Source organism: Leptothoe sp. ISB3NOV94-8A (genome assembly GCF_043421595.1).
GTDB classification, from domain to species: domain Bacteria; phylum Cyanobacteriota; class Cyanobacteriia; order Phormidesmidales; family Phormidesmidaceae; genus Leptothoe; species Leptothoe turfae.
Genome location: NZ_JAXSQW010000001.1, coordinates 6,884,908 through 6,903,206, shown reverse-complemented (window position 1 = coordinate 6,903,206; position 18,299 = coordinate 6,884,908). Strand labels below are relative to the sequence as shown.

The window sequence follows — 18,299 nt, the reverse complement described above, 5'->3', positions numbered from 1 at the left end:
CCAATTGTGTAGGGTCGTTCCATGGAACGACCCTACACAATTGGAATGGATGAAAAATTAGGCAATTAAGACATCGACATTTTCTTGGAAGCCCTTGAATTCATCGCTAAGCTCTCGCAATTCATCGGCAGCTACCGAACTGGTGAGATCAGCGGTGCGGAGTTTGTTCTGAAGTTGTTGCAACACACCCCCTGATTCGGCAATTAGGGTAGACAGGTTGGCTAGCTGGGCCTGGCGAGCGTCTTCACCATGCTGGGCAAGGGAAATATTGCGCTTAAGGCTGTTGGCAAGTTTGCCCCATTGTTCTTGGGCAATACCTTTGCTGTTGCGAACTTTAGCTTCGGCTTGCTTTAACTGACGTTGGAGTTCATCTACTGAGAGAAGGGCATCGTTACCTTCCAGACGCAGGGCCAGCTGAGCGATCTTGTTAGGAAGCTCTTGGGTGCGATCGCACGCATATTGCACCACACCTAACAACTCAATCTGGTCGCTATCAGTCAGTAACCGAGTCGCCTCCTCATTTAACTCATCGGCCCGAGCCCCCAGAGCAAGAGCCTGCTGCCGCACCTGTTGAAACTCCCGATTAATAGATTTGTTGGCCAACTCAACCTGGTCAGGTTCACGAGACTTCAGGCTCGCTGCACCGGCAGTGGCAAGAACCGCCGCACCGGGTATTGCCACAACGGCAGGCAAACGTCCCAAACGCACACCACCTATCAGAAAAATGCCTCCCGCCAGCACCGCCAACGGATACTGTAATGGATTGGCTAGCTTCATCAGCGCTCCTAAAACTCTACCTGCAGATCGGCCATCAACTGGGCAATGGTCGCCGGATCACCCTTACGATAGTAACCTCCATTCAACTGAGCAATCTGCTCTAGAGCCTGGGGATTAAACTCTCCCTCCTTGCCATAGCCCACTGTAAAGAAAGCAATGCGCTGGTCCGATGAAAATCCACTGCGCGCTAGTTCTTGTTCAAGTTGGTCCAGACTAATGCCCGATTCTGAATCTTCACCATCGGTCAAAATCAGTACTGCATTGATGGCATTTTGCCTCAGGTTAGCCGATAGCCAATTGCGCGCTGCCAATGCCGAATCGTAAAGTCGGGTGCCGCCATCGGCCCTTAACCCAGCAATAAATTGTAGTCCTCGCGATTTACCCTCGGGTGTACCATCCGCCAGCACTGGCTGACGAATATCACTATCAAAGTCAATCAAAGCCACCTGGTCTTTAGGACCCAAGGCATCGACATAGGTCTTCAATGTGTTTTGCACCGACGGCAGCTTGTTACCCTCCATGGAGCCAGAGGTGTCCACTACTATCACTACTAAAGAAGACTTCTTAGCCACCTGACTCCAGGTGGTCAACATGGCTTCAGCTACCTCTGGTGCAGGGGGGCGGTACGAATCGTAGCTAGCCTGGGGGTCCACACCAAAATTGGGACTAAACTTAGGCCCCAGAGCGACTCCGGGTACGCCTGGTCGCAATCCCAATTTTGTAGCGATTTGCTGCGCTGGCGGAGATTGCAGATACTCTAAAATCTGGTCAGCCGCTTCCTTTTCTTGGTCGCTGACCCAGGGCGCATTGGGCACAATGCCCCGCATATTGGAGGTGAAGGTGGATTTGGGATACACCGCTTCATAGCGGGTACCCCCGGGGGGCAAATCAGTATTAGCTGCAATCACCGATGACTCATATACCGAGCCAATGGAGGCCCAGAAGGGGCCATTTTCCACCATAGACTGGGCCAGTGTGGAGGTGGATTTACCGTAGCGGGTGATCTTGCTCTGAATTTCTTGGACTTTTGTTTGGTGCTGCTGCACGTCTGCCACTGTTAACTCTTCAGGGCGTTTGCCGGACACTGAAGAGAACTGTGACACCAGGGTTTGTAATCCAGAATTAGACCGGGTAGGTGCGGTATGCACATAGTAGATAGGCTGTTCGGGACTGCTGGCATCTAAATCTTTGTGGGTTTTCGCAGTTACTAGCTGGGCAAACAGATCATCAACGTTGCGTAGACCGGGGGCCAGGTCCGATGGCACCATGAACACCATGGGGCTATTGGCCAACAGTGGTGCATCGGTAATCGCTGGGATATAGTTTTGGCCAGGATAAAGCTGATCCATGCGGTAGATCAGCTGATTCTGATAAATCTCACCGTCTACAGACAGAATAGTGGGAAAGTCTGGAGCCTCAGCGGTGAGATTACCTTGCTGAAATTGCTGTGCTAGGTCGACCGTCCGTTCTACAACATCGCCGCTACCTGCTGCCTCACAGGTCATATGAAATGCGTCACCATTCTCCAGCTGCGGCTTTGTTTGGTTAAACTGAACCGCTGCTTCATCACAAAAATGGTGTAGTGCACTACCCACCAGCAGCTTTACTTCAAACCCACGACCGTTACTGGAACTGGTGCCACTATTACAGCTGGCAAGTAACAAGGCACTAACTAAGGAATTAGAAATAACGCGAACAAAGGTTTTCAATCGGTTCTCCATAGCTGCCAATGTGACATTATCAATAGCTACATAACAATTGATATGAAATTCGGATTTATCCTGCCCACTTAATAGGTGTGAAAAACCGAACCGTAAAATGCGCTCACAGGTATTTAACGATCTTCACAATCAGTTTGAATATCTACGTCTAAGGTCTCTTCGTCAATTGTGATGTAAAGAATATTGGGTCGACAACATACCTGACAATCCTCAACATATTGCTGGGTGAGACCGCTGCTGATATCGATAAAGGTGGTGTTGGGTTCGCCGCAGTAGGCGCAATAGTATTCGGCGGTGGTTTGCATATGTCGTAGGGGAATAGGGACCAATTTTGTAGAGATGTTCCATGGAACATCTCTACAAAATTTTGGGATGAAAACGAACCTAATTACGTTGAGGTTGTTTGCGGCTCCGTTCTAGTTGTAGACGAATACGATGATGGGCCTTGCGGGTTAAGGGATAACGATATACACAATAAACACCACCGCAAATTAAAAGACTCGGTAAGGCGCTGGCTAATAATCGGATAATCAGCAGATGAGCATTCGGTCCAATTTGACTGGCCCAGTCAAGCATCCAGCCAGAGAGAAAGATGGCGATCGCCACACCCACTTTCTGCAAAAACACCATCAGGCTAATAAACATGCCTTCTTGACGTTCACCGGTACGCAGTTCTTCGTCATCAATGACATCGGGCAACATGGCGAAAGGCACTAGATAAAATGTGGATAGCCCTGCCCCAATCACCACGCCGATGACGTACATGAGACCTATCTGCCCCGGTTGCACCAGACCTAATATACATACGCCGATGAGCGCTAAAGGTGCCCCAGCGTAGTAAACCATCTGCTTGCTCGTGCGCTTGGTCACCCACAGCCAAAATGGCATTAGCACCACGGAACTACCCTGAACCGCAATGGCCATCTGGGTAAAATGCTGCTCTCCCAGGTTCATCCAATCCGTCACGAAAAAAGGCAGCATCGCCGCTGTTACCTGCACTCCGACCCAAGAACACAGGTATAGCCCCATCACCCAGCGAAATGCCCGATTGGCAAAGACCCGACGCAGCTGACGACCCATGGGGTGGGGCGATAATTCAGGCTGTTTACGCATCACCGGACGGTATTGACCGTAGGTGCCAACGACACACACAGCAATGGCTATCACAATAAAGATGCCGCTGGCCGCACCCAGAATCATGTACTGGCGTCGGGTGTTTTCCACCAGGGCAAAGATAATCTGGGCCAGCACTAGCCCCACCACCGAGCCGATAATATTGGCTGCTGAACGCACCGACATAATGCTGGTGCGTTCGTCATAGTCGGGGGTAAGTTCGGTTGCGATCGCCACCATTGGCAAAATAATTACCGAAAACGCCGCATAGCCCCCCACGGCCATCAGCACATAGTAAATAAATAGGCTGGTCTCTGACTCCAGGGGAGGCACCAACCAGAGCATGAAGGTGAAAAAGCCCAGGGGCAAAGCGCCCAGCACCAGCCAGGGATAACGACGTCCCCACCGAGACTGGGTGCGATCGCTTAGCCAGCCAATAACCGGATCATTAACGGCATCCCACACCCGCCCAATGAGCAGCACTGTCCCAGCCAGTGTGGGAGACAGACCTACCACCTCTGTGAGAAAAAACAGTAGATAAAAAATTGCCAGGCCAATGGGAACAGCCGTTCCTAATTCACCAACACCGTAGGCAAATTTTGTACGGAAAGACAAGCGGGTAGACATAACTCAGACAGTGACGCTCGGTATTTCACAATACCGAACAGCGCCATAGCCTGAATAGTACTAAACAGTTCTAAAACAGCCAGTTGATCGATGCCGCAACTTCTGCATCTGTATCGTTAGATTTGAAAATCAGATTGCCTTCTACATTCAGAATGAGGCGCTCACTGACAGCCATATCAACCCCCCCCGTAATCATGGGGTCAAGGTCACTGTCATCAAAGTTATAGGCAAAGCCGCCGCCGCCAAAGACCAAAAATTGCTCATCTAACGCCAGATCAAAGGAGACGGGTAAACGACCTTCAAAGTCCTCACCGATCAAAATAGCAGGGCGTACTGATAAACTCCCCTGCTCAAACGGAATCACCTCCAACTTGGAATCAAGTACGGCTGCTGTATCATCGTTAAGCCCCGTTCGTACACCTACCCCTACATAGTTCTCAATCTCACTTTCGCCAGAGGGTAAGGCCAGGGTGGGTGTTGCGATCGCCAATACTCCCACCAACGCCCCTGTCAAAGGCTTCACACAAGCGGCAAAATTCATAGTCTTAATTAATAAAGTTATATATACAATGAATAGCCTCAATCCATTGGAATACAGGCTATTCGACAATTTACAGCAACACCTTGTGATCACTTAGAGACTGCAGATGTATTTGAGACCTTCTTTATAAAAGCCGGTCCAAAATATTTTTTGCGATAAGTACCGATCCCAAAAAGAACCTGCTTAAATGGTGATCAAAACATTTTGTGTTGTATTGAGTTTCCGCTAGCTAGCGAGTAACTCTGATCTTCAGAATCCTTTTGATCAAAGTTATTTATACCGACAGGAGCGCATCATGACCGTTGAAACCTTGAATCATATGATGACCTACGTCATTGAAGGATGGGCGATTATGAGCGCGACCTACTTGAGCGTAGGATTTACTTTATCTTTTTTGACACGGGCCCAGAATGGCCTGAAAGCCAAGGAAGCGGCGGCAGCCAAAGCTAAGGCTGAAGAGGTTAGCAATGCTAAGCGGGTGGCTGAAGTAACCGCTGTGGCTGAGAAATATGCAAAGAGTGCAGATAGACAGCAGGTTCAGAGTAGTGTGACGGTGCCAGGTAGCTAGGACGAGCTTGGCGATTCTCTGGGAATTTACCTTTAAGACAGAGTGAGTTGAAGCAGTAGCGCTAACGGTTAACTCGCCCCGGAGACCCTCCCAGAAGGGGAGAGTGCTCAGATAGTGGCGTCGTAGATTTAGGTAATAACCGTAGGCTTGTCAAACCCAGTCAGCTCTTTAATCTTGGCAACTTCATCAGCTAGCTGAATCAGAGGTGCAAGAGCTGCTTGGGTATCGATGTCATGCTTAGCAGCATCGGGCTCGTAGTTTTCGACATAAAGTCGTAGGGTGGCTCCTTTGGTGCCGGTGCCGGAGAGGCGGAACACAATGCGGGAACCGTCGGTGAAGCCGATGCGGATGCCTTGCTTTTGACTCACACTGTTATCGATGGGGTCGGTGTAGCTGAAATCGTCGGCATAGTCGACGGTGTAGCTGCCCAATTGCTGGCCCTTCATGGTGGAGAGCTTGGCTCTTAAGCCATCCATCAGCTGATTGGCTACAGCCGTTTCCACCCCTTCAAAGTCATGGCGGCTGTAGTAGTTACGACCATAGGTCGCCCAGTGCTCTTTGACGATTGCTTCAACAGACTGGCCTTTCACTGCCAGAATATTGAGCCAGAACAGCACGGCCCAGAGGCCATCCTTCTCACGAACGTGGTTAGAGCCGGTGCCAAAACTTTCTTCACCACACAGGGTGGCTTTGTCAGCATCTAGCAAGTTGCCAAAGAACTTCCAACCGGTTGGGGTTTCGTAGCAGTCGATGCCCAGTTTTTCAGCCACACGGTCCACGGCCTGGCTCGTGGGCATAGAGCGGGCCACACCTGCAATGCCGTCACGATAGCCGGGAACCAAAGTGGCATTAGCCGCTAGCACCGCCAGGCTGTCACTGGGGGTAACGAAGAAGTTGCTACCGACGATCATGTTGCGATCGCCATCGCCATCAGAAGCTGCACCAAAGCTAGGGGCATTGCTACCAAACATGACCTCTACCAGGTCATGGGCATAGACCAGGTTGGGGTCAGGGTGCCCACCGCCAAAGTCTTCTAGAGGCTCACCGTTTTGCACGGTGCCTTGAGGAGCGCCCAGTAGACCTTCAAAAATGGCCTTGGCATAGGGGCCAGTTACTGCATGCAACGAATCCATGCACATGTTGAAATTGCCGGAGGTAAGCAGCTGACGGATTTGCTCAAAGTCAAATAGAGTTTCCATCAATGCGGCATAGTCATTGACCGCATCAAGCACTTCAACGGTCATATTGCCCAGGGAAGTAGTGCCCACCCGATCCAGGTTCACATCTTCAGCATCGAGAATCTCGTACTTATCGATGACCTTGCTGCGCTCAAAGATGGCACTGGTTACTTTTTCTGGAGCGGGGCCACCATTACCGATGTTGTACTTAATGCCAAAGTCACCATCGGGGCCACCAGGGTTATGGCTAGCAGAAAGGATAATGCCACCAAAGGCTCCATACTTGCGAATAATGCAGGAAACTGCCGGTGTGGAGAAAATACCACCCTGCCCCACAAGGGCTTTACCAAAGCCGCTAGCAGCGGCCATTTTTAGAATAATTTGGATCGCTTGGCGATTGTAGAAGCGACCGTCTCCACCCACAACCAGCGTTTGGCCCTGGTAGCCCTCCAAGCTATCAAAGATAGATTGAACAAAGTTCTCTAGATAATTAGGCTTTTGAAAAACAGCGACCTGTTTACGTAAACCGGATGTGCCCGGCTTTTGATCTGAAAAAGGCGTTGTCGAAACCGTTTGGATGGTCATGATACTCCTTATCTCTGCGTCGGCGAGCCGATTCATCCTTAACCTTACAGGATGCTGCGGCTGCGATGTGTTCGACGGACTGCAGTGGCATGCGTTCCACCGATCGATGGGTTGCGGGCATACCCTTTTGGAAAACCATAACTACACGAGGGAAACCATAAAGGGATACCCGTAAAAATACGGCCAGAATAGTTAGCAGCAGACCTGTTAAACCCACTGGCGCTTAAGCTGCCGCAAAAATGTAAGCCAATACTGAGCTGGCTTACCGTAAAACGTAAAGACATCACCATAGGCCAGATTTGCATTTCTATGGTGGAGGTGATGGCGCTCAGGCGTGGTAATGCATAGCCAACGGCAGATGGTTTTAATCCAGTTAGGCGTGCAATAGTCTGGGTTGAACTGGTGCCGCCAGATCACGTGCAGCTCAGCCAGTAACAGCCCAATCACGGTCCCCACGGGAGACAATAGCCAAAGCAATGGCACCCACATTAGGTAGGGCAACGCGCCCAAAAATCCTGGCAGTAGGGCCTGGGGGCAATGTTTGCGGAAGGCGTAACTCACAAAACTACGGTTGGGGCTATGGTGCACGATGCTGTGGTAACGGCCAAACACATGCTCCGGCACGTGGTAAATAAACGTAGCGACAAAGTCCCCTAGCAGTAGTAATAGCAGGGAAATTCCCAATATTCTCAATAGTTCCATTGCTGATTGCCTCACAACTCCCCGGCAACCTAGCAGAGTGAATTTAAAGTTTATTTAACGTTTGATTTAGAAATAATTTACATTTCAAGACCAGTGTGCATTATCCTATCGAGTGGATTGCACGCTGCTAAAGAGTGCGATCGCAAAACATGTCAAAATCAGCAACCAGATAATAATGCCCGGCAGAAATGACAGGAGGCCCGTACCACGCAATATCCAGACAATGGCTGTCATCGCGATGGTGGCCAGCAACAGTTGAGTAATTGGACGCAGACGAAAACGATTAGCCATCGGTTCGGAGTAGGTACATGTATCGAGGGAACAACAAGGTTTACTAAGGTTTTACGCAAAAATGTGTTTGCTTGACACTTGTCTCATATCGCCTGGTTAATAATGGGCAACGAATCGGTACAAACTTGCAATCTACATTAAGCTAATGGATGCTTTGGGGCGTCTCAGTTATTCGGCAGATTTATTAAGCATATATAAAGTTTTTCCTTATTGAATCCTATGGTTTCGACGACACAACAAACAGCTTTGCTGCGCGGCGATATCTTAATTGCGACCGATACTAACCACAAAGGTAAAGGTGCCGCTGTTACTGCTCAAATGTATGTGCCGTTAGTGCGATCGCAACTTTGGGAGCAACTCACTGACTACAGTCGCTGGGTTCATTACTTTCCTGACATTACCCACAGCCGCGAGTTAGAAGCGTCCGTAAAACACCACGTCAGACAGCAGTCCCAGCGCATTACTCGCAAACTCTACCAGGCAGCCCGCAAAGCCTTTATCCTTTTCACCGCTCAGGTAGAAATTTACCTTCACGTCGTTGAGCATCTGCATCAGAGCATTCAGTTTCGGCTAGAACGCGGCACTTTTGCAGACTTTGCCGCCGACCTTGTACTAGAAGATTTTGGTGAAGGTACGCTACTGACCTACTCGGTCAAAGCCACACCCATGATTCCAGCACCTAAGTTTTTGCTAGAGCAAGCCATGCGCATTGACTTACCCGGCAATATGAAAACCATGCGTCGGGTGCTGTGCCAGCCCTAAATGGGTAGCAGACAGTAATTTTTCTGAGCTAATTACAGGCTCATCTAAAAAGTAAGGGTCCTAGGAAAATGCATTCCTAGGACCCTACTTCTTACTAATTTAATGCCAATAGAATGCCAATAGGCTATTCAAAGACTTCTAAGCACCTAATTCCTTTCAACAAATAATCTGCCTGCGGCTAGAGCGGCACTGCTAGTGGCGTATATGTGCCCATCACTCAAGACATCCAATTCACGGTTGATTACCCAGCAGCGATATCCATCGTCTTGCTGGCTCACTTCAATGATCCACCCCACCCGTGCAGATACCTGCACCACCTGGGTCACATCCATTAGGTGTTCCTCACGCTTTGTACCTTAGGTTAGCAAACCGTCAAACGATATCAGCATTAGCGTTGCAAAAGAGAACCATTGAGCTCTAAGTCTTGTAGAATCGCCCCTTCTTACTCAATTGAATATCTTTCAAGTCTGGGTTGTTTCCCTTAGAGTTTTCTAGTTTATGATGTGCATGCACTCAGAATCCAAAGTCCCAGCAGCCTCTTCAATGTCTACTCAAATTATCACCCTCACTGAAAATCTCTATGACTATCTACTGTCTGTAGGCGTTCGAGACAGTGAGATTCTCCAGCAGTTAAGAGAAGAGAATGCTCAGCACCCTAGAGCAGTGATGCAAATTGCCCCAGAACAGGGTCAGTTTATGGGGTTATTGGTACAGCTATTAGGGGTGAAAAAAGCGCTAGAAATAGGCGTTTTTACTGGCTATAGTTCGCTAGTTGTGGCCATGGCACTGCCCGACGATGGTCAGCTTATTGCCTGCGACATTAGTGATGAGTATACAGGCATGGCTCGCAAGTATTGGCAAAAAGCTGGAGTTGACCACAAGATAGACCTACGCATCGCTCCGGCACTCGAAACCCTTGACCACCTCATTGCCGAAGGGCATAGTAACAGTTTTGACTTTGCATTTATCGACGCAGATAAGAGCAACTACAACAACTATTATGAGAAGGCTCTACAGCTCGTACGGTCAGGCGGCTTAATCGCTGTAGACAACGTTTTGTGGTCAGGGCGAGTCGCCAATCCATTCACAGAACAGGATAATCGCACAAAGCGCATTCATGCCCTGAATCAGAAAATTCACTCGGATGAGCGTGTTTCCATGAGTTTATTGCCAATTGCAGATGGGCTGATGCTCGCCATGAAACGCTGATAGACCCATTGCTCATCTCCATAAGGTTTCTGAAATCTCTAGGGATACAGACTTTTCAGCTATCTTCTCCACTAGACGGCACCAGTATCGATTGGGTCAAATGACTAAAAACGGCCTGAATGTTTTGTTTGGCCTGATGAAATTCAGGGATATCCCAATCGGGAATACGAGGCTGTTCAAGTTGTTCTAAATTGAGATAGTTGTGATATCGAAGCTCAATCTGTAACGATTGCACACCTGGCATTGCACCATAGTGGCGAGTGATATATCCGCCATTAAACACATGGTTTTGTGCGACCTGATAGGCCTGTGATACAAATGCTGCTTCAACAGCTGACATCAGCTTGTCAGAACAGGTTTTGCCATTACCATTGCCCAGGCAAACCTGATCCACAATCGGTCCTGCAAAGCTGTGTAAATCTAACAAATATGCATAGCCAAATTGGTCAACTATTTGTTGTAGAAGATATTCCAGCTTTTGATGGTAAGGGCGATAAACGTGATCAATTCGATCTTGAACCTGATGGCTTGATGGTAAGTGACGATACAGGGACTGCTTGTAAGCAGTCTGTCGTGGTACTGCCGCTTGCCAAAAGCCTCCTATAAAAGGTGCTTTAGCAACTCGATTCAGATCCACAACATAGCGACTGTAGTTGGCAGCCAACACCGTAATACCCAGTTTGGGTAAATTGTCATAGAGCTTGTCCAAATGCCAGTCTTGGTGGGGCAGAAAATCCTGATACTGAGGGTTTAGCTTGGTGATAACCTCTTCCGGAATCACCAAGCCACTATGGGGAATACTGGCCACAATCGGACATAGCCTGGTCGTAGGATGATGAACCCGAAAGGGAGTAGCCTCAAACAAGTGTGGATACCTCTGTCAGCAATTCATTGATTGTACTGAATAATGGGCGTTCACTGGGAACCGCGTCCATACAACGCTGCTGCAAATCCCGAAGAGCTTGAAATATCTTTATTTCCATCTCATCATTCTCGGAAATATGACGTGCTAGCAAATCCTCTAAGAGACAACCATAGGCCCTAGATTCAAGCTGCTGGAAAGATTGCCCGACCTCTGTATCTGTCGGGGCGTAAAAAGACGCTGCGCCAAAATCTCCGAGAATACTCTTCCCATGAGTATTGACTAGAATGTTATGGGCATAGAGATCGCCATGCATAATACCGTGGCTATGGAGGTGTGCAACGACAGAGGAGATGCCCCTGGCAATTTGGAGAATAACAGGGAGTCTAAATGTAATACCATCGGCATACGTATCTCGAGTGCAGGTTTCTAAACTGGGAGGGTTACCTAAGTTACCGTACTCAGCGGTAATAAAGGAGAATACTAAACCCGCCTTGCCATCAATGGGGTGGCTTAGTTTACCGAATACTTTGACTAAATTAGGATGGGAACCCGCTGCGATACAGGCCTGCATTTCATCTAGAGGCAAACCGTCGCTAGTAATGTCACCTTTGAACAGCTTAACTGCCACATCTTGAGCTGGAGTCGATGCTGTTTCAGGCGTCCACAGGCCTTTATAGATAACCCCAGAGGCCCCTTGGCCCAAGACTTCACCCAGCTGTAGTTCTGCTGGATCAATGGTGGCTAGGGTATTATTTTGTTGAACTTCTGTAGCCTGACTACATGGGTTGCCGGCATAGGCCAACCAGGTTAACCGGGGTAAATCAAAAAGCCAGCTAGGCAAAGTTTGTAGCTGATTAGCTGCGAGTCGCATGAGTTCTAAGCTTTGACAATTGGCCAGTTCGTCCGGCAACGAGCGTAACTGATTACCTGCCAGCATACACTTTTGTAGTTTACTGAGCTTACCAATGCTCTTGGGCAATGATGTTAGCTGATTGTTAGTCAGAATTAACCAGCGAAGGTTGGGTGACAGGGCCGTTTCACTAATCGTTTTCATTTTGTTGCCCTTAAAACTCACCATAGAGAGATTTGGGCAGGCGGCTAATATCTCTGGAAATTCTTCAAACTGATTGTTATTGAAAAAGGCAATTCTCAGCTTTTTTAACTTAGAGAATTCAGGTGGCAGCGTCCTGAGGTGATTATTGGATAGATCTAGAATTTCCAACGAATCGGCTTGTTCTAAAATTTCTAGGGGGAATTCGGTTAAATCTTGAGAGATCTTTAAACGGGGCTCTTCTGCGGAGTAATTTAAGGTTAAGGCTGTCATGTAAGTGTTTATTTTAATAAATCGTTTGAGTAGCGGGCATCGCTCAAATGAAGCATAGCTTTGAGCATGAGGCAGCCAAGCGACCCTGCAAACCCAGTGCAGTGAAAGGGTTTATGGGTAAGAAATCAAATTGTGGCAGCGTCTAGGGCTGTTTATACTTGCCACTCCAATGCATGTAGCCGAAATACATCAGCACTCCCAGTTGTATCGGCACCAGAATCAAATAGTTTTTTAGAAAAGGGTTGATTTCCATATGGGCAAAGATTTGACAGTAGGTCAATCCTGCGATGGCCAATCCTGCTTTAAGAGGTAGTGTACGATTACGCATAGTAATTATTTAGCTGCTTTAATTTAGATTAGAGAACTTAGAAAAGACTGCTGCATGTTTGTAGCTAGTGCCCCTGACATCCAGAGTTGGTATAACCGGAAACCGTGATATCCAAACATTAGTATAAGCCCGGTACTCCATAGACTGCGATGTCGCCACCAGCGGCTCCATAGGCGCTTAGTCCAAAGCTCAATACTGACCTGAACTAGGGCAACTGCCCAGAGTATGACAACCAAAGGAGCCAGGAGATGGTAATGAATAGCCGCTGACCACTGACGGTTTGCGATCGCAAACACCGCTCGCGTCATCCCCCAAGTAGGACAGGGGATGCCCACCAATGCATTTAGCGGACATCCCCACAGCGTTATTTCATATCCAAATGAAGTCAGCACCACGATCAAGAGCGGTGTACATAACGCTCCTAATAGACCGAGGCGCAAATAAATTGACGATTTTGCAAGTACCATGACTCTACGTTAGAACCATGGCTTTTTATTAGTGATATAAGTGCTGACAAATTCTTCATCCGACTTAGTCAGATACAGAATACCTTCAACTAGACCAATCACACCCACTACAGCAGAACCCACACCACAGGTCACAGTGCCACCAATCAGGCAAACCAGCAGCATGATAATGCCTTCGTTGGTATACCCCAGATAAAATTTGTGTATGCCAAAAGCACCCAGCAAAATCCCTAAAATACCGGCTACAACTTTCTTGTCAGCCCCTTCAACGCCACCAGAATTTGTCATATCGATTCAATTCCTCTTTAAGTGCATTTCCATCATGCTGGTCGTTATGACGACCTCTCTTCAAAATTGCCCGATTTTCGGCATAGAAAAACCTTGTTATAAAGATTTAATCAATATGAACTGATAAAAATCCGGATGAACTAGCGGGAAAAACAGCATACTGCACTATTACTGCCCATAATCACCGTTTATCAGAGACAGAAATCAGTACACCTAATTTTCTCATGTGTAATTAATCACGTTCGTTTAGGGCTCCCAACTTAGCTTTTTGTTCCTTATAACGTTCTTTAAAAACAGCCTGTTGTTTTTTGTGATCGACAATAGGCGCAGCGTAATCAGTCCCCTCTAAATCTAGGGGTGAGAGTTTACCACTCACCAGTGCGCCCGTATCCACATGGCGAATCTCAGGCAGCCACTGGCGAATATAGTCTGCATCCGCATCAAATTTCTTAGCTTGGCTAGCCGGGTTGAAAATTCTTAACGGCTTAGGATCCATGCCGCTAGAGGCACTCCACTGCCAGCCACCATTGTTGGCACTGAGATCACCATCCACCAGCTTTTGCATGAAATATTTCTCACCCCAGCGCCAGTCGACAATTAAGTCTTTGGTGAGAAAGCTGGCCACAATCATGCGACAACGATTGTGCATCCATCCGGTCTCATTTAACTGACGCATGGCAGCATCCACAATGGGATAGCCTGTACGTCCCTCACACCAAGCTGCAAATTTCTCTTCATCATTGTCCCAAGGAAAATCTTTCCAGGCATCACGGTAGGGACCATGTGCTAACTCTGGGAAGAAAAACATTACATGCTGGTAAAACTCTCGCCAGGCGAGTTCCTTCATCCAGGTTTGCACATTGGTACGACCCTCATCACTGTTACAGGCATCGTAGGCTGTCATTGCCGTCTGCCACACCTCACGCATACCCACTGCACCAAACTTAAGGGCCGCACTCAGCAATGAAGTACCTGTCACCGCGGGGAAATTGCGTTGCTCATCGTAGGCTTCAATGGCTTTATGACCAAAGAATTCTAGCTGGGCACGGGCGGCCCGCTCGCCGGGTTCTAGGGGTAATGGGGCATCCCACGTAAAGCCCAACTCTTGAGCCGAGGGCAGTGCGATCGCATCTACCAACCCACGTTCCGCGTCACTCAGACCCACCGCCCCCTGCAACGTTGCAGCTGGAGGTAGTTTGACTAAATTTTGCCAGTTTCGCCAGAAAGGACCATACACCGTGTAAGGTTTACCAGCTCCAGTCAGCACATCCCCCGGTGCATGCAGCAGTTGGTCCCAAGTTTTGGTCCGCATTTCAATGCCTTTTTCCGTCAGGGCTGCTGCCACTGCGTTATCTCGCTGGCGGGAATAGGGCTCCACATCTCGATTCCAATAGACAGCCATAGCTCCCAATGTCGAAGCTGTCTGAGGGATTTGTTCTACAGGATTACCCTTGAGAATCAGCAGTTCACTCCCGACTGCTTGATAACGCTCCTGTAACTGCGCCACACAGCCAAGCATATAGGCCACCCTGGCTGGGGCTACGTCATCTGCTTCTAAGATGCCAGGATCCAGGCAAAAAACCCCAACTACTTTAGGACTCCGTTCCCGAGCAGCGGCAAGGCCTAAATTATCACTAATGCGCAGATCACGACGGTGCCAAAACAGGATCAGATCAGCCATAAACTTGGTAAAAAGGGGAGGATCCGATCAGTATAGGTGGTTTTGAGTGGGGGGTTTAATTGCACTACACCCCAAAACTTAGAACTCAGAATTCAAAACTTCTTCACAGGGACGGTATTCTACACCCATGCATCATGGCTTCCCAGGGCTTAGCTCAGTATTCTAGAAGGGCACACGTTCAGGGAGTTAAAGTTTTGATGACGTCTGGAGCCCCTATCGCCAAAAAACAGCCGAAAACCCTTGAAAAACATGGGGATGTTCGCATTGATTATTATTATTGGCTGTGCGATCGCGACTCCCCAGAAACCCTGGATTACCTCAAAGCTGAAAACACCTACACTGACGCACAAACCTCCCATAACAAGAGCTTTCAGAGAGCTTTGTATGACGAAATGCTAGGCCGCATTCAGGAAAGTGATCTGTCGGTACCCACAAAAGACGGGGATTATTACTATTACAGCCGCACTGAAGAAGGCAAAGCCTATCGCATCCTATGCCGTAAACAAGGTAGATTAGACGCCCCCGAAGAAATTTTGCTCGATGAAAATGAGCTAGCTGAGGAGCATGAGTTTTTTGCCTTGGGAGACTATGAAACGAGTCTTGATCATCAGTTGCTAGCCTATGCTACAGACACCAATGGATCAGAGCGCTGCACCTTAGTATTCAAAGACTTGACCACTGGAAATCTTTATCCAGAAAAAATTGAAAACATTAGTGAAGTCATCTGGGCTAACGACAATCGTACTGTTTTCTACACTCGACTAGATGATGCCCATCGCCCCTACCAAGTATGGAAACATCGTTTGGGAGAAGATCCAGGTAACGACCAACTGGTTTACGAAGAAACCGACGATGCTTTTTATCTCTCAGTGGGCGGCACCCGCAGCGAAGCTTATCTATTCATCTCAATTAACAGCAAAATCACCTCCGAAATCTGGATTTTAGATGCCAACAATCCAGATGGAGAGTTTCAGATAGTTTGTCCCCGCAAACATGGCGTGGAATACTCCATTTCTCACCATCCTGGCAACAACCACACCCTCGACCGATTTTACATTGTTACCAACGAGGATGCCATTAACTCAAAGCTAATGGTGACACCAGTCAACGCACTCGGCCAAGAGAATTGGAAAACCGTCATACCCCATCGCCCTGATGTACAGCTGACAGGTATTAGTGTATTTATCGACCATCTGATCATTTACGAACGCCAGGGGGGGTTGCCCACCATTCGTATCCACAAACTCTCCACAGGAGAAGACACAGCCCTAGAGTTTCCAGAACCCACCTATTCGGTCTGGTCTGGTGCCATGCCTGATTTTGACAACAAAACTCTGCGATTTACCTACACGTCATTAATCACTCCGTCCTCAGTATTTGATTATGACATGGACACCCATGAACGAGAGCTCAAAAAAGAGATGCCGGTACTTGGAGGCTACGACCGCAGCCTATATCAAAGTGAATGGTTGATGGCGAAGGCTCCCGACGGCACCGAAGTGCCAATCTCGCTGGTGTACAAAAAAGGAACTGAGCGAAATGGCAACAGTCCCCTCTTCCTCTATGGCTACGGATCCTATGGCGCATCATCATCGGCCTATTTCTCCTCTATCCGGCTCTCCCTATTAGACCGAGGTGTCATCTATGCCATTGCCCACATTCGCGGTGGTGGTGAAATGGGTCGGCCATGGTACGAGAACGGCAAGTTTCTCCATAAGAAAAATACGTTTACGGACTTTATTGCCTGTGCTGAGTACCTGATCGATAACCAATGGACCAGCGCTGACAAACTCGCTATTTATGGTGGTAGTGCCGGTGGGTTATTGATCGGTGCCGTATTAAATATGCGACCCGAGTTATTTAAAGTTGCCCTCGCAGCTGTCCCCTTTGTGGATGTTGTAACAACCATCTTAGACCCCAGCCTGCCGCTATCGGTGATGGAATGGGACGAATGGGGCAACCCTAATGAGAAAGCGTACTATGACTACATGAAGTCTTACTCGCCCTACGACAATGTCACAGCCCAGAAGTATCCTGACCTGTTGATCACGGGTGGACTTAACGACCCACGAGTCTCTTATTGGGAACCTGCCAAGTGGACAGCAAAACTGAGAGAGTTAAAAACCGATCAGAATAAGCTTCTTCTCAAAACCAATATGGATGCAGGCCACGGCGGTGCCTCCGGGCGTTATGGATGGCTCGAAGAAACCGCCTTTGAATATGCCTTTGTGCTGGATAGCCTAGGGTTAGCAGCTCCAAGCTAGCGCCTCCGGAACACTGAACGTTTGTGGACACGAGGTCCAGTGCAAGGACAGCTTAGCCACACAATTAAGCAAATATTAAATTACACTTTAAGGTTTACTAACTTAGCCTTAATGCATCCCGATAGAATATAAACTGTAATCAATTACACAGTTTGATGTTTTTGGCGGGAAGTTTTAGCGATTTTCTTGCTGTCCAAAGATTTCTGTCATGGCATCTACACATTTGGAGGAACCGAGATGAAACTCTCATTTCTTGGCGCTCTCTACGAAGCGCACTTCGAAAATATTCAAGTAACTGATACTGAAAAGATTGGCACCTACCGTGGTGCGCCCCTTAAGCGCAAGGCATTTAAGGTTCCTAATCACCCCCATCAGCGTGTACAGCTCACCTATCGTGGCGTGAAATATAACCAAGAAGTCTAAAAGAGGGGTGGCAACCTCGCATTAGATGAAAATCGCAGGTATTCTAAGTTGAACTCAGGGAATGTCATTGCCGACTCTTTCCTCTCAGTAGAAACAAAGTATCGTATTGCCCTCTTTCTTCATTGATAGTGAAGAAAGAGTTTTTTGTGTTTTTTGTGTTTTTGGCTAGGGCATTCTTCACGCCCCTGCACACCAAAGTTAGTGAAAGCAGCCATAATTTAGATCAAGATCACTCATGTTTTTTTCAGACTGCCATCACGTTGATTTCATATGAGCGCGTCAACCTAGGAACTATCAAGGTTCATTTCAAGCATCTACCAAGGGTGCATCACCTCTAAATCCACCACTGCCCCCATCCCTCTACATAGCTTTAAAAGCTGGAGGTCCCATGAAACTTTATTGGCTACCACTCCTAATTTTGGGCGCTCATTTCAGTGCTCTTACGCCAAAAGCCGCTGCCTTCGAGTTTGAGACTGTTCCCAAGACACCAACAGAAATTATTAATGATTCTACAAATAACGTAGACAAGTTGGCAGATCTAGAAGATGGGGAAAGCCCATGGGTAAAAACAGAAGATACTAGTAT

20 protein-coding genes are annotated in these 18,299 nt (G+C 48.0%); 5 read left to right on the top strand and 15 right to left on the bottom strand.

Annotated elements, in window-relative coordinates; all coding sequences use genetic code 11:
- Positions 1–57: 57 nt before the first annotated feature.
- From SPB21_RS29830 to SPB21_RS29810, 5 genes are all read right to left on the bottom strand, one after another.
- Complete coding sequence (locus tag SPB21_RS29830) at positions 58–777, bottom strand: hypothetical protein (RefSeq protein WP_499868554.1); 720 nt, start codon at positions 775–777, stop codon at positions 58–60.
- Positions 778–785: 8 nt separating this feature from the next.
- Positions 786–2,498: an extracellular solute-binding protein gene (locus SPB21_RS29825; protein WP_499868552.1), complete on the bottom strand. Its 1,713-nt coding sequence runs from the start codon at positions 2,496–2,498 to the stop codon at positions 786–788.
- Between the two features lie 113 nt (positions 2,499–2,611).
- Positions 2,612–2,803 (bottom strand): CPXCG motif-containing cysteine-rich protein, encoded by a 192-nt coding sequence (locus SPB21_RS29820; protein ID WP_006517925.1) that lies wholly within the window; start codon positions 2,801–2,803, stop codon positions 2,612–2,614.
- 79 nt (positions 2,804–2,882) lie between these two features.
- Positions 2,883–4,238, bottom strand: a complete 1,356-nt coding sequence (locus SPB21_RS29815; protein ID WP_163663884.1) for an MFS transporter — start codon at positions 4,236–4,238, stop codon at positions 2,883–2,885.
- Between the two features lie 70 nt (positions 4,239–4,308).
- Positions 4,309–4,779 (bottom strand): hypothetical protein, encoded by a 471-nt coding sequence (locus SPB21_RS29810; protein ID WP_163703066.1) that lies wholly within the window; start codon positions 4,777–4,779, stop codon positions 4,309–4,311.
- Between the two features lie 295 nt (positions 4,780–5,074).
- Here SPB21_RS29810 and SPB21_RS29805 point away from each other — a divergent pair, with 295 nt between their 5' ends.
- The gene (locus tag SPB21_RS29805; protein ID WP_499058173.1) at positions 5,075–5,347 is read left to right on the top strand and encodes a hypothetical protein; all 273 of its coding nucleotides are present in this window, start codon (positions 5,075–5,077) and stop codon (positions 5,345–5,347) included.
- A gap of 128 nt (positions 5,348–5,475) precedes the next feature.
- Here SPB21_RS29805 and SPB21_RS29800 read toward each other — a convergent pair whose 3' ends face one another.
- The 3 genes from SPB21_RS29800 to SPB21_RS29790 form a co-directional block, all read right to left on the bottom strand.
- Positions 5,476–7,110: an alpha-D-glucose phosphate-specific phosphoglucomutase gene (locus tag SPB21_RS29800; protein WP_499868550.1), complete on the bottom strand. Its 1,635-nt coding sequence runs from the start codon at positions 7,108–7,110 to the stop codon at positions 5,476–5,478.
- Positions 7,111–7,317: 207 nt separating this feature from the next.
- Positions 7,318–7,812 carry a sterol desaturase family protein gene (locus SPB21_RS29795; protein WP_163663876.1) on the bottom strand — a complete coding sequence of 165 codons (495 nt, stop codon included), beginning with the start codon at positions 7,810–7,812 and terminating at the stop codon, positions 7,318–7,320.
- A 105-nt stretch (positions 7,813–7,917) separates the two neighbouring features.
- Complete coding sequence (locus tag SPB21_RS29790; RefSeq protein ID WP_163663874.1) at positions 7,918–8,103, bottom strand: hypothetical protein; 186 nt, start codon at positions 8,101–8,103, stop codon at positions 7,918–7,920.
- Positions 8,104–8,322: 219 nt separating this feature from the next.
- Here SPB21_RS29790 and SPB21_RS29785 point away from each other — a divergent pair, with 219 nt between their 5' ends.
- Positions 8,323–8,865: an SRPBCC family protein gene (locus SPB21_RS29785; RefSeq protein WP_163663872.1), complete on the top strand. Its 543-nt coding sequence runs from the start codon at positions 8,323–8,325 to the stop codon at positions 8,863–8,865.
- A gap of 146 nt (positions 8,866–9,011) precedes the next feature.
- Here SPB21_RS29785 and SPB21_RS29780 read toward each other — a convergent pair whose 3' ends face one another.
- Positions 9,012–9,197 carry a hypothetical protein gene (locus tag SPB21_RS29780; RefSeq protein ID WP_006517933.1) on the bottom strand — a complete coding sequence of 62 codons (186 nt, stop codon included), beginning with the start codon at positions 9,195–9,197 and terminating at the stop codon, positions 9,012–9,014.
- A gap of 211 nt (positions 9,198–9,408) precedes the next feature.
- On the opposite strand from SPB21_RS29780, the gene SPB21_RS29775 reads away from it, so the two are divergent.
- Complete coding sequence (locus tag SPB21_RS29775; RefSeq protein WP_163663870.1) at positions 9,409–10,074, top strand: class I SAM-dependent methyltransferase; 666 nt, start codon at positions 9,409–9,411, stop codon at positions 10,072–10,074.
- Positions 10,075–10,129: 55 nt separating this feature from the next.
- Here the strand turns inward: SPB21_RS29775 and SPB21_RS29770 are convergent, their stop codons facing one another.
- From SPB21_RS29770 to SPB21_RS29745, 6 genes are all read right to left on the bottom strand, one after another.
- Positions 10,130–10,939 carry an N-formylglutamate amidohydrolase gene (locus SPB21_RS29770; protein ID WP_499868547.1) on the bottom strand — a complete coding sequence of 270 codons (810 nt, stop codon included), beginning with the start codon at positions 10,937–10,939 and terminating at the stop codon, positions 10,130–10,132.
- Positions 10,932–12,263, bottom strand: a complete 1,332-nt coding sequence (locus SPB21_RS29765) for a protein kinase (protein ID WP_163663866.1) — start codon at positions 12,261–12,263, stop codon at positions 10,932–10,934. The genes SPB21_RS29770 and SPB21_RS29765 overlap by 8 nt, the downstream gene beginning before the upstream one ends.
- Positions 12,264–12,405: 142 nt before the next feature.
- On the bottom strand, positions 12,406–12,591 hold the full coding sequence (locus SPB21_RS29760) for a hypothetical protein (RefSeq protein ID WP_006517937.1): 186 nt from the start codon (positions 12,589–12,591) through the stop codon (positions 12,406–12,408).
- A 23-nt stretch (positions 12,592–12,614) separates the two neighbouring features.
- Positions 12,615–13,058, bottom strand: coding sequence for a DUF2752 domain-containing protein (locus SPB21_RS29755; protein ID WP_163663864.1), 444 nt, complete (start codon positions 13,056–13,058; stop codon positions 12,615–12,617).
- A gap of 9 nt (positions 13,059–13,067) precedes the next feature.
- Positions 13,068–13,346 (bottom strand): TM2 domain-containing protein, encoded by a 279-nt coding sequence (locus tag SPB21_RS29750; protein ID WP_006517939.1) that lies wholly within the window; start codon positions 13,344–13,346, stop codon positions 13,068–13,070.
- 232 nt (positions 13,347–13,578) lie between these two features.
- Positions 13,579–15,027 carry an FAD-binding domain-containing protein gene (locus SPB21_RS29745; RefSeq protein WP_499868545.1) on the bottom strand — a complete coding sequence of 483 codons (1,449 nt, stop codon included), beginning with the start codon at positions 15,025–15,027 and terminating at the stop codon, positions 13,579–13,581.
- Between the two features lie 197 nt (positions 15,028–15,224).
- On the opposite strand from SPB21_RS29745, the gene SPB21_RS29740 reads away from it, so the two are divergent.
- Together SPB21_RS29740 and SPB21_RS29735 are read left to right on the top strand one after the other, a co-directional pair.
- Positions 15,225–17,291 carry a S9 family peptidase gene (locus SPB21_RS29740; protein ID WP_499868543.1) on the top strand — a complete coding sequence of 689 codons (2,067 nt, stop codon included), beginning with the start codon at positions 15,225–15,227 and terminating at the stop codon, positions 17,289–17,291.
- A 237-nt stretch (positions 17,292–17,528) separates the two neighbouring features.
- Complete coding sequence (locus SPB21_RS29735; protein WP_006517942.1) at positions 17,529–17,714, top strand: DUF4278 domain-containing protein; 186 nt, start codon at positions 17,529–17,531, stop codon at positions 17,712–17,714.
- Positions 17,715–18,299 lie beyond the last annotated feature (585 nt).

Coding starts and splice junctions, on each gene's coding strand:
- SPB21_RS29830 (WP_499868554.1), bottom strand. CDS start 777: ATGAAGCTAGCCAATCCATTACAGTATCCGTTGGCGGTGCTGGCGGGA.
- SPB21_RS29820 (WP_006517925.1), bottom strand. CDS start 2,803: ATGCAAACCACCGCCGAATACTATTGCGCCTACTGCGGCGAACCCAAC.
- SPB21_RS29745 (WP_499868545.1), bottom strand. CDS start 15,027: ATGGCTGATCTGATCCTGTTTTGGCACCGTCGTGATCTGCGCATTAGT.
- SPB21_RS29815 (WP_163663884.1), bottom strand. CDS start 4,238: ATGTCTACCCGCTTGTCTTTCCGTACAAAATTTGCCTACGGTGTTGGT.
- SPB21_RS29775 (WP_163663870.1), top strand. CDS start 9,409: ATGTCTACTCAAATTATCACCCTCACTGAAAATCTCTATGACTATCTA.
- SPB21_RS29825 (WP_499868552.1), bottom strand. CDS start 2,498: ATGGAGAACCGATTGAAAACCTTTGTTCGCGTTATTTCTAATTCCTTA.
- SPB21_RS29795 (WP_163663876.1), bottom strand. CDS start 7,812: ATGGAACTATTGAGAATATTGGGAATTTCCCTGCTATTACTACTGCTA.
- SPB21_RS29790 (WP_163663874.1), bottom strand. CDS start 8,103: ATGGCTAATCGTTTTCGTCTGCGTCCAATTACTCAACTGTTGCTGGCC.
- SPB21_RS29810 (WP_163703066.1), bottom strand. CDS start 4,779: ATGAATTTTGCCGCTTGTGTGAAGCCTTTGACAGGGGCGTTGGTGGGA.
- SPB21_RS29785 (WP_163663872.1), top strand. CDS start 8,323: ATGGTTTCGACGACACAACAAACAGCTTTGCTGCGCGGCGATATCTTA.
- SPB21_RS29750 (WP_006517939.1), bottom strand. CDS start 13,346: ATGACAAATTCTGGTGGCGTTGAAGGGGCTGACAAGAAAGTTGTAGCC.
- SPB21_RS29805 (WP_499058173.1), top strand. CDS start 5,075: ATGACCGTTGAAACCTTGAATCATATGATGACCTACGTCATTGAAGGA.
- SPB21_RS29735 (WP_006517942.1), top strand. CDS start 17,529: ATGAAACTCTCATTTCTTGGCGCTCTCTACGAAGCGCACTTCGAAAAT.
- SPB21_RS29755 (WP_163663864.1), bottom strand. CDS start 13,058: ATGGTACTTGCAAAATCGTCAATTTATTTGCGCCTCGGTCTATTAGGA.
- SPB21_RS29765 (WP_163663866.1), bottom strand. CDS start 12,263: ATGACAGCCTTAACCTTAAATTACTCCGCAGAAGAGCCCCGTTTAAAG.
- SPB21_RS29800 (WP_499868550.1), bottom strand. CDS start 7,110: ATGACCATCCAAACGGTTTCGACAACGCCTTTTTCAGATCAAAAGCCG.
- SPB21_RS29740 (WP_499868543.1), top strand. CDS start 15,225: ATGACGTCTGGAGCCCCTATCGCCAAAAAACAGCCGAAAACCCTTGAA.
- SPB21_RS29780 (WP_006517933.1), bottom strand. CDS start 9,197: ATGGATGTGACCCAGGTGGTGCAGGTATCTGCACGGGTGGGGTGGATC.
- SPB21_RS29760 (WP_006517937.1), bottom strand. CDS start 12,591: ATGCGTAATCGTACACTACCTCTTAAAGCAGGATTGGCCATCGCAGGA.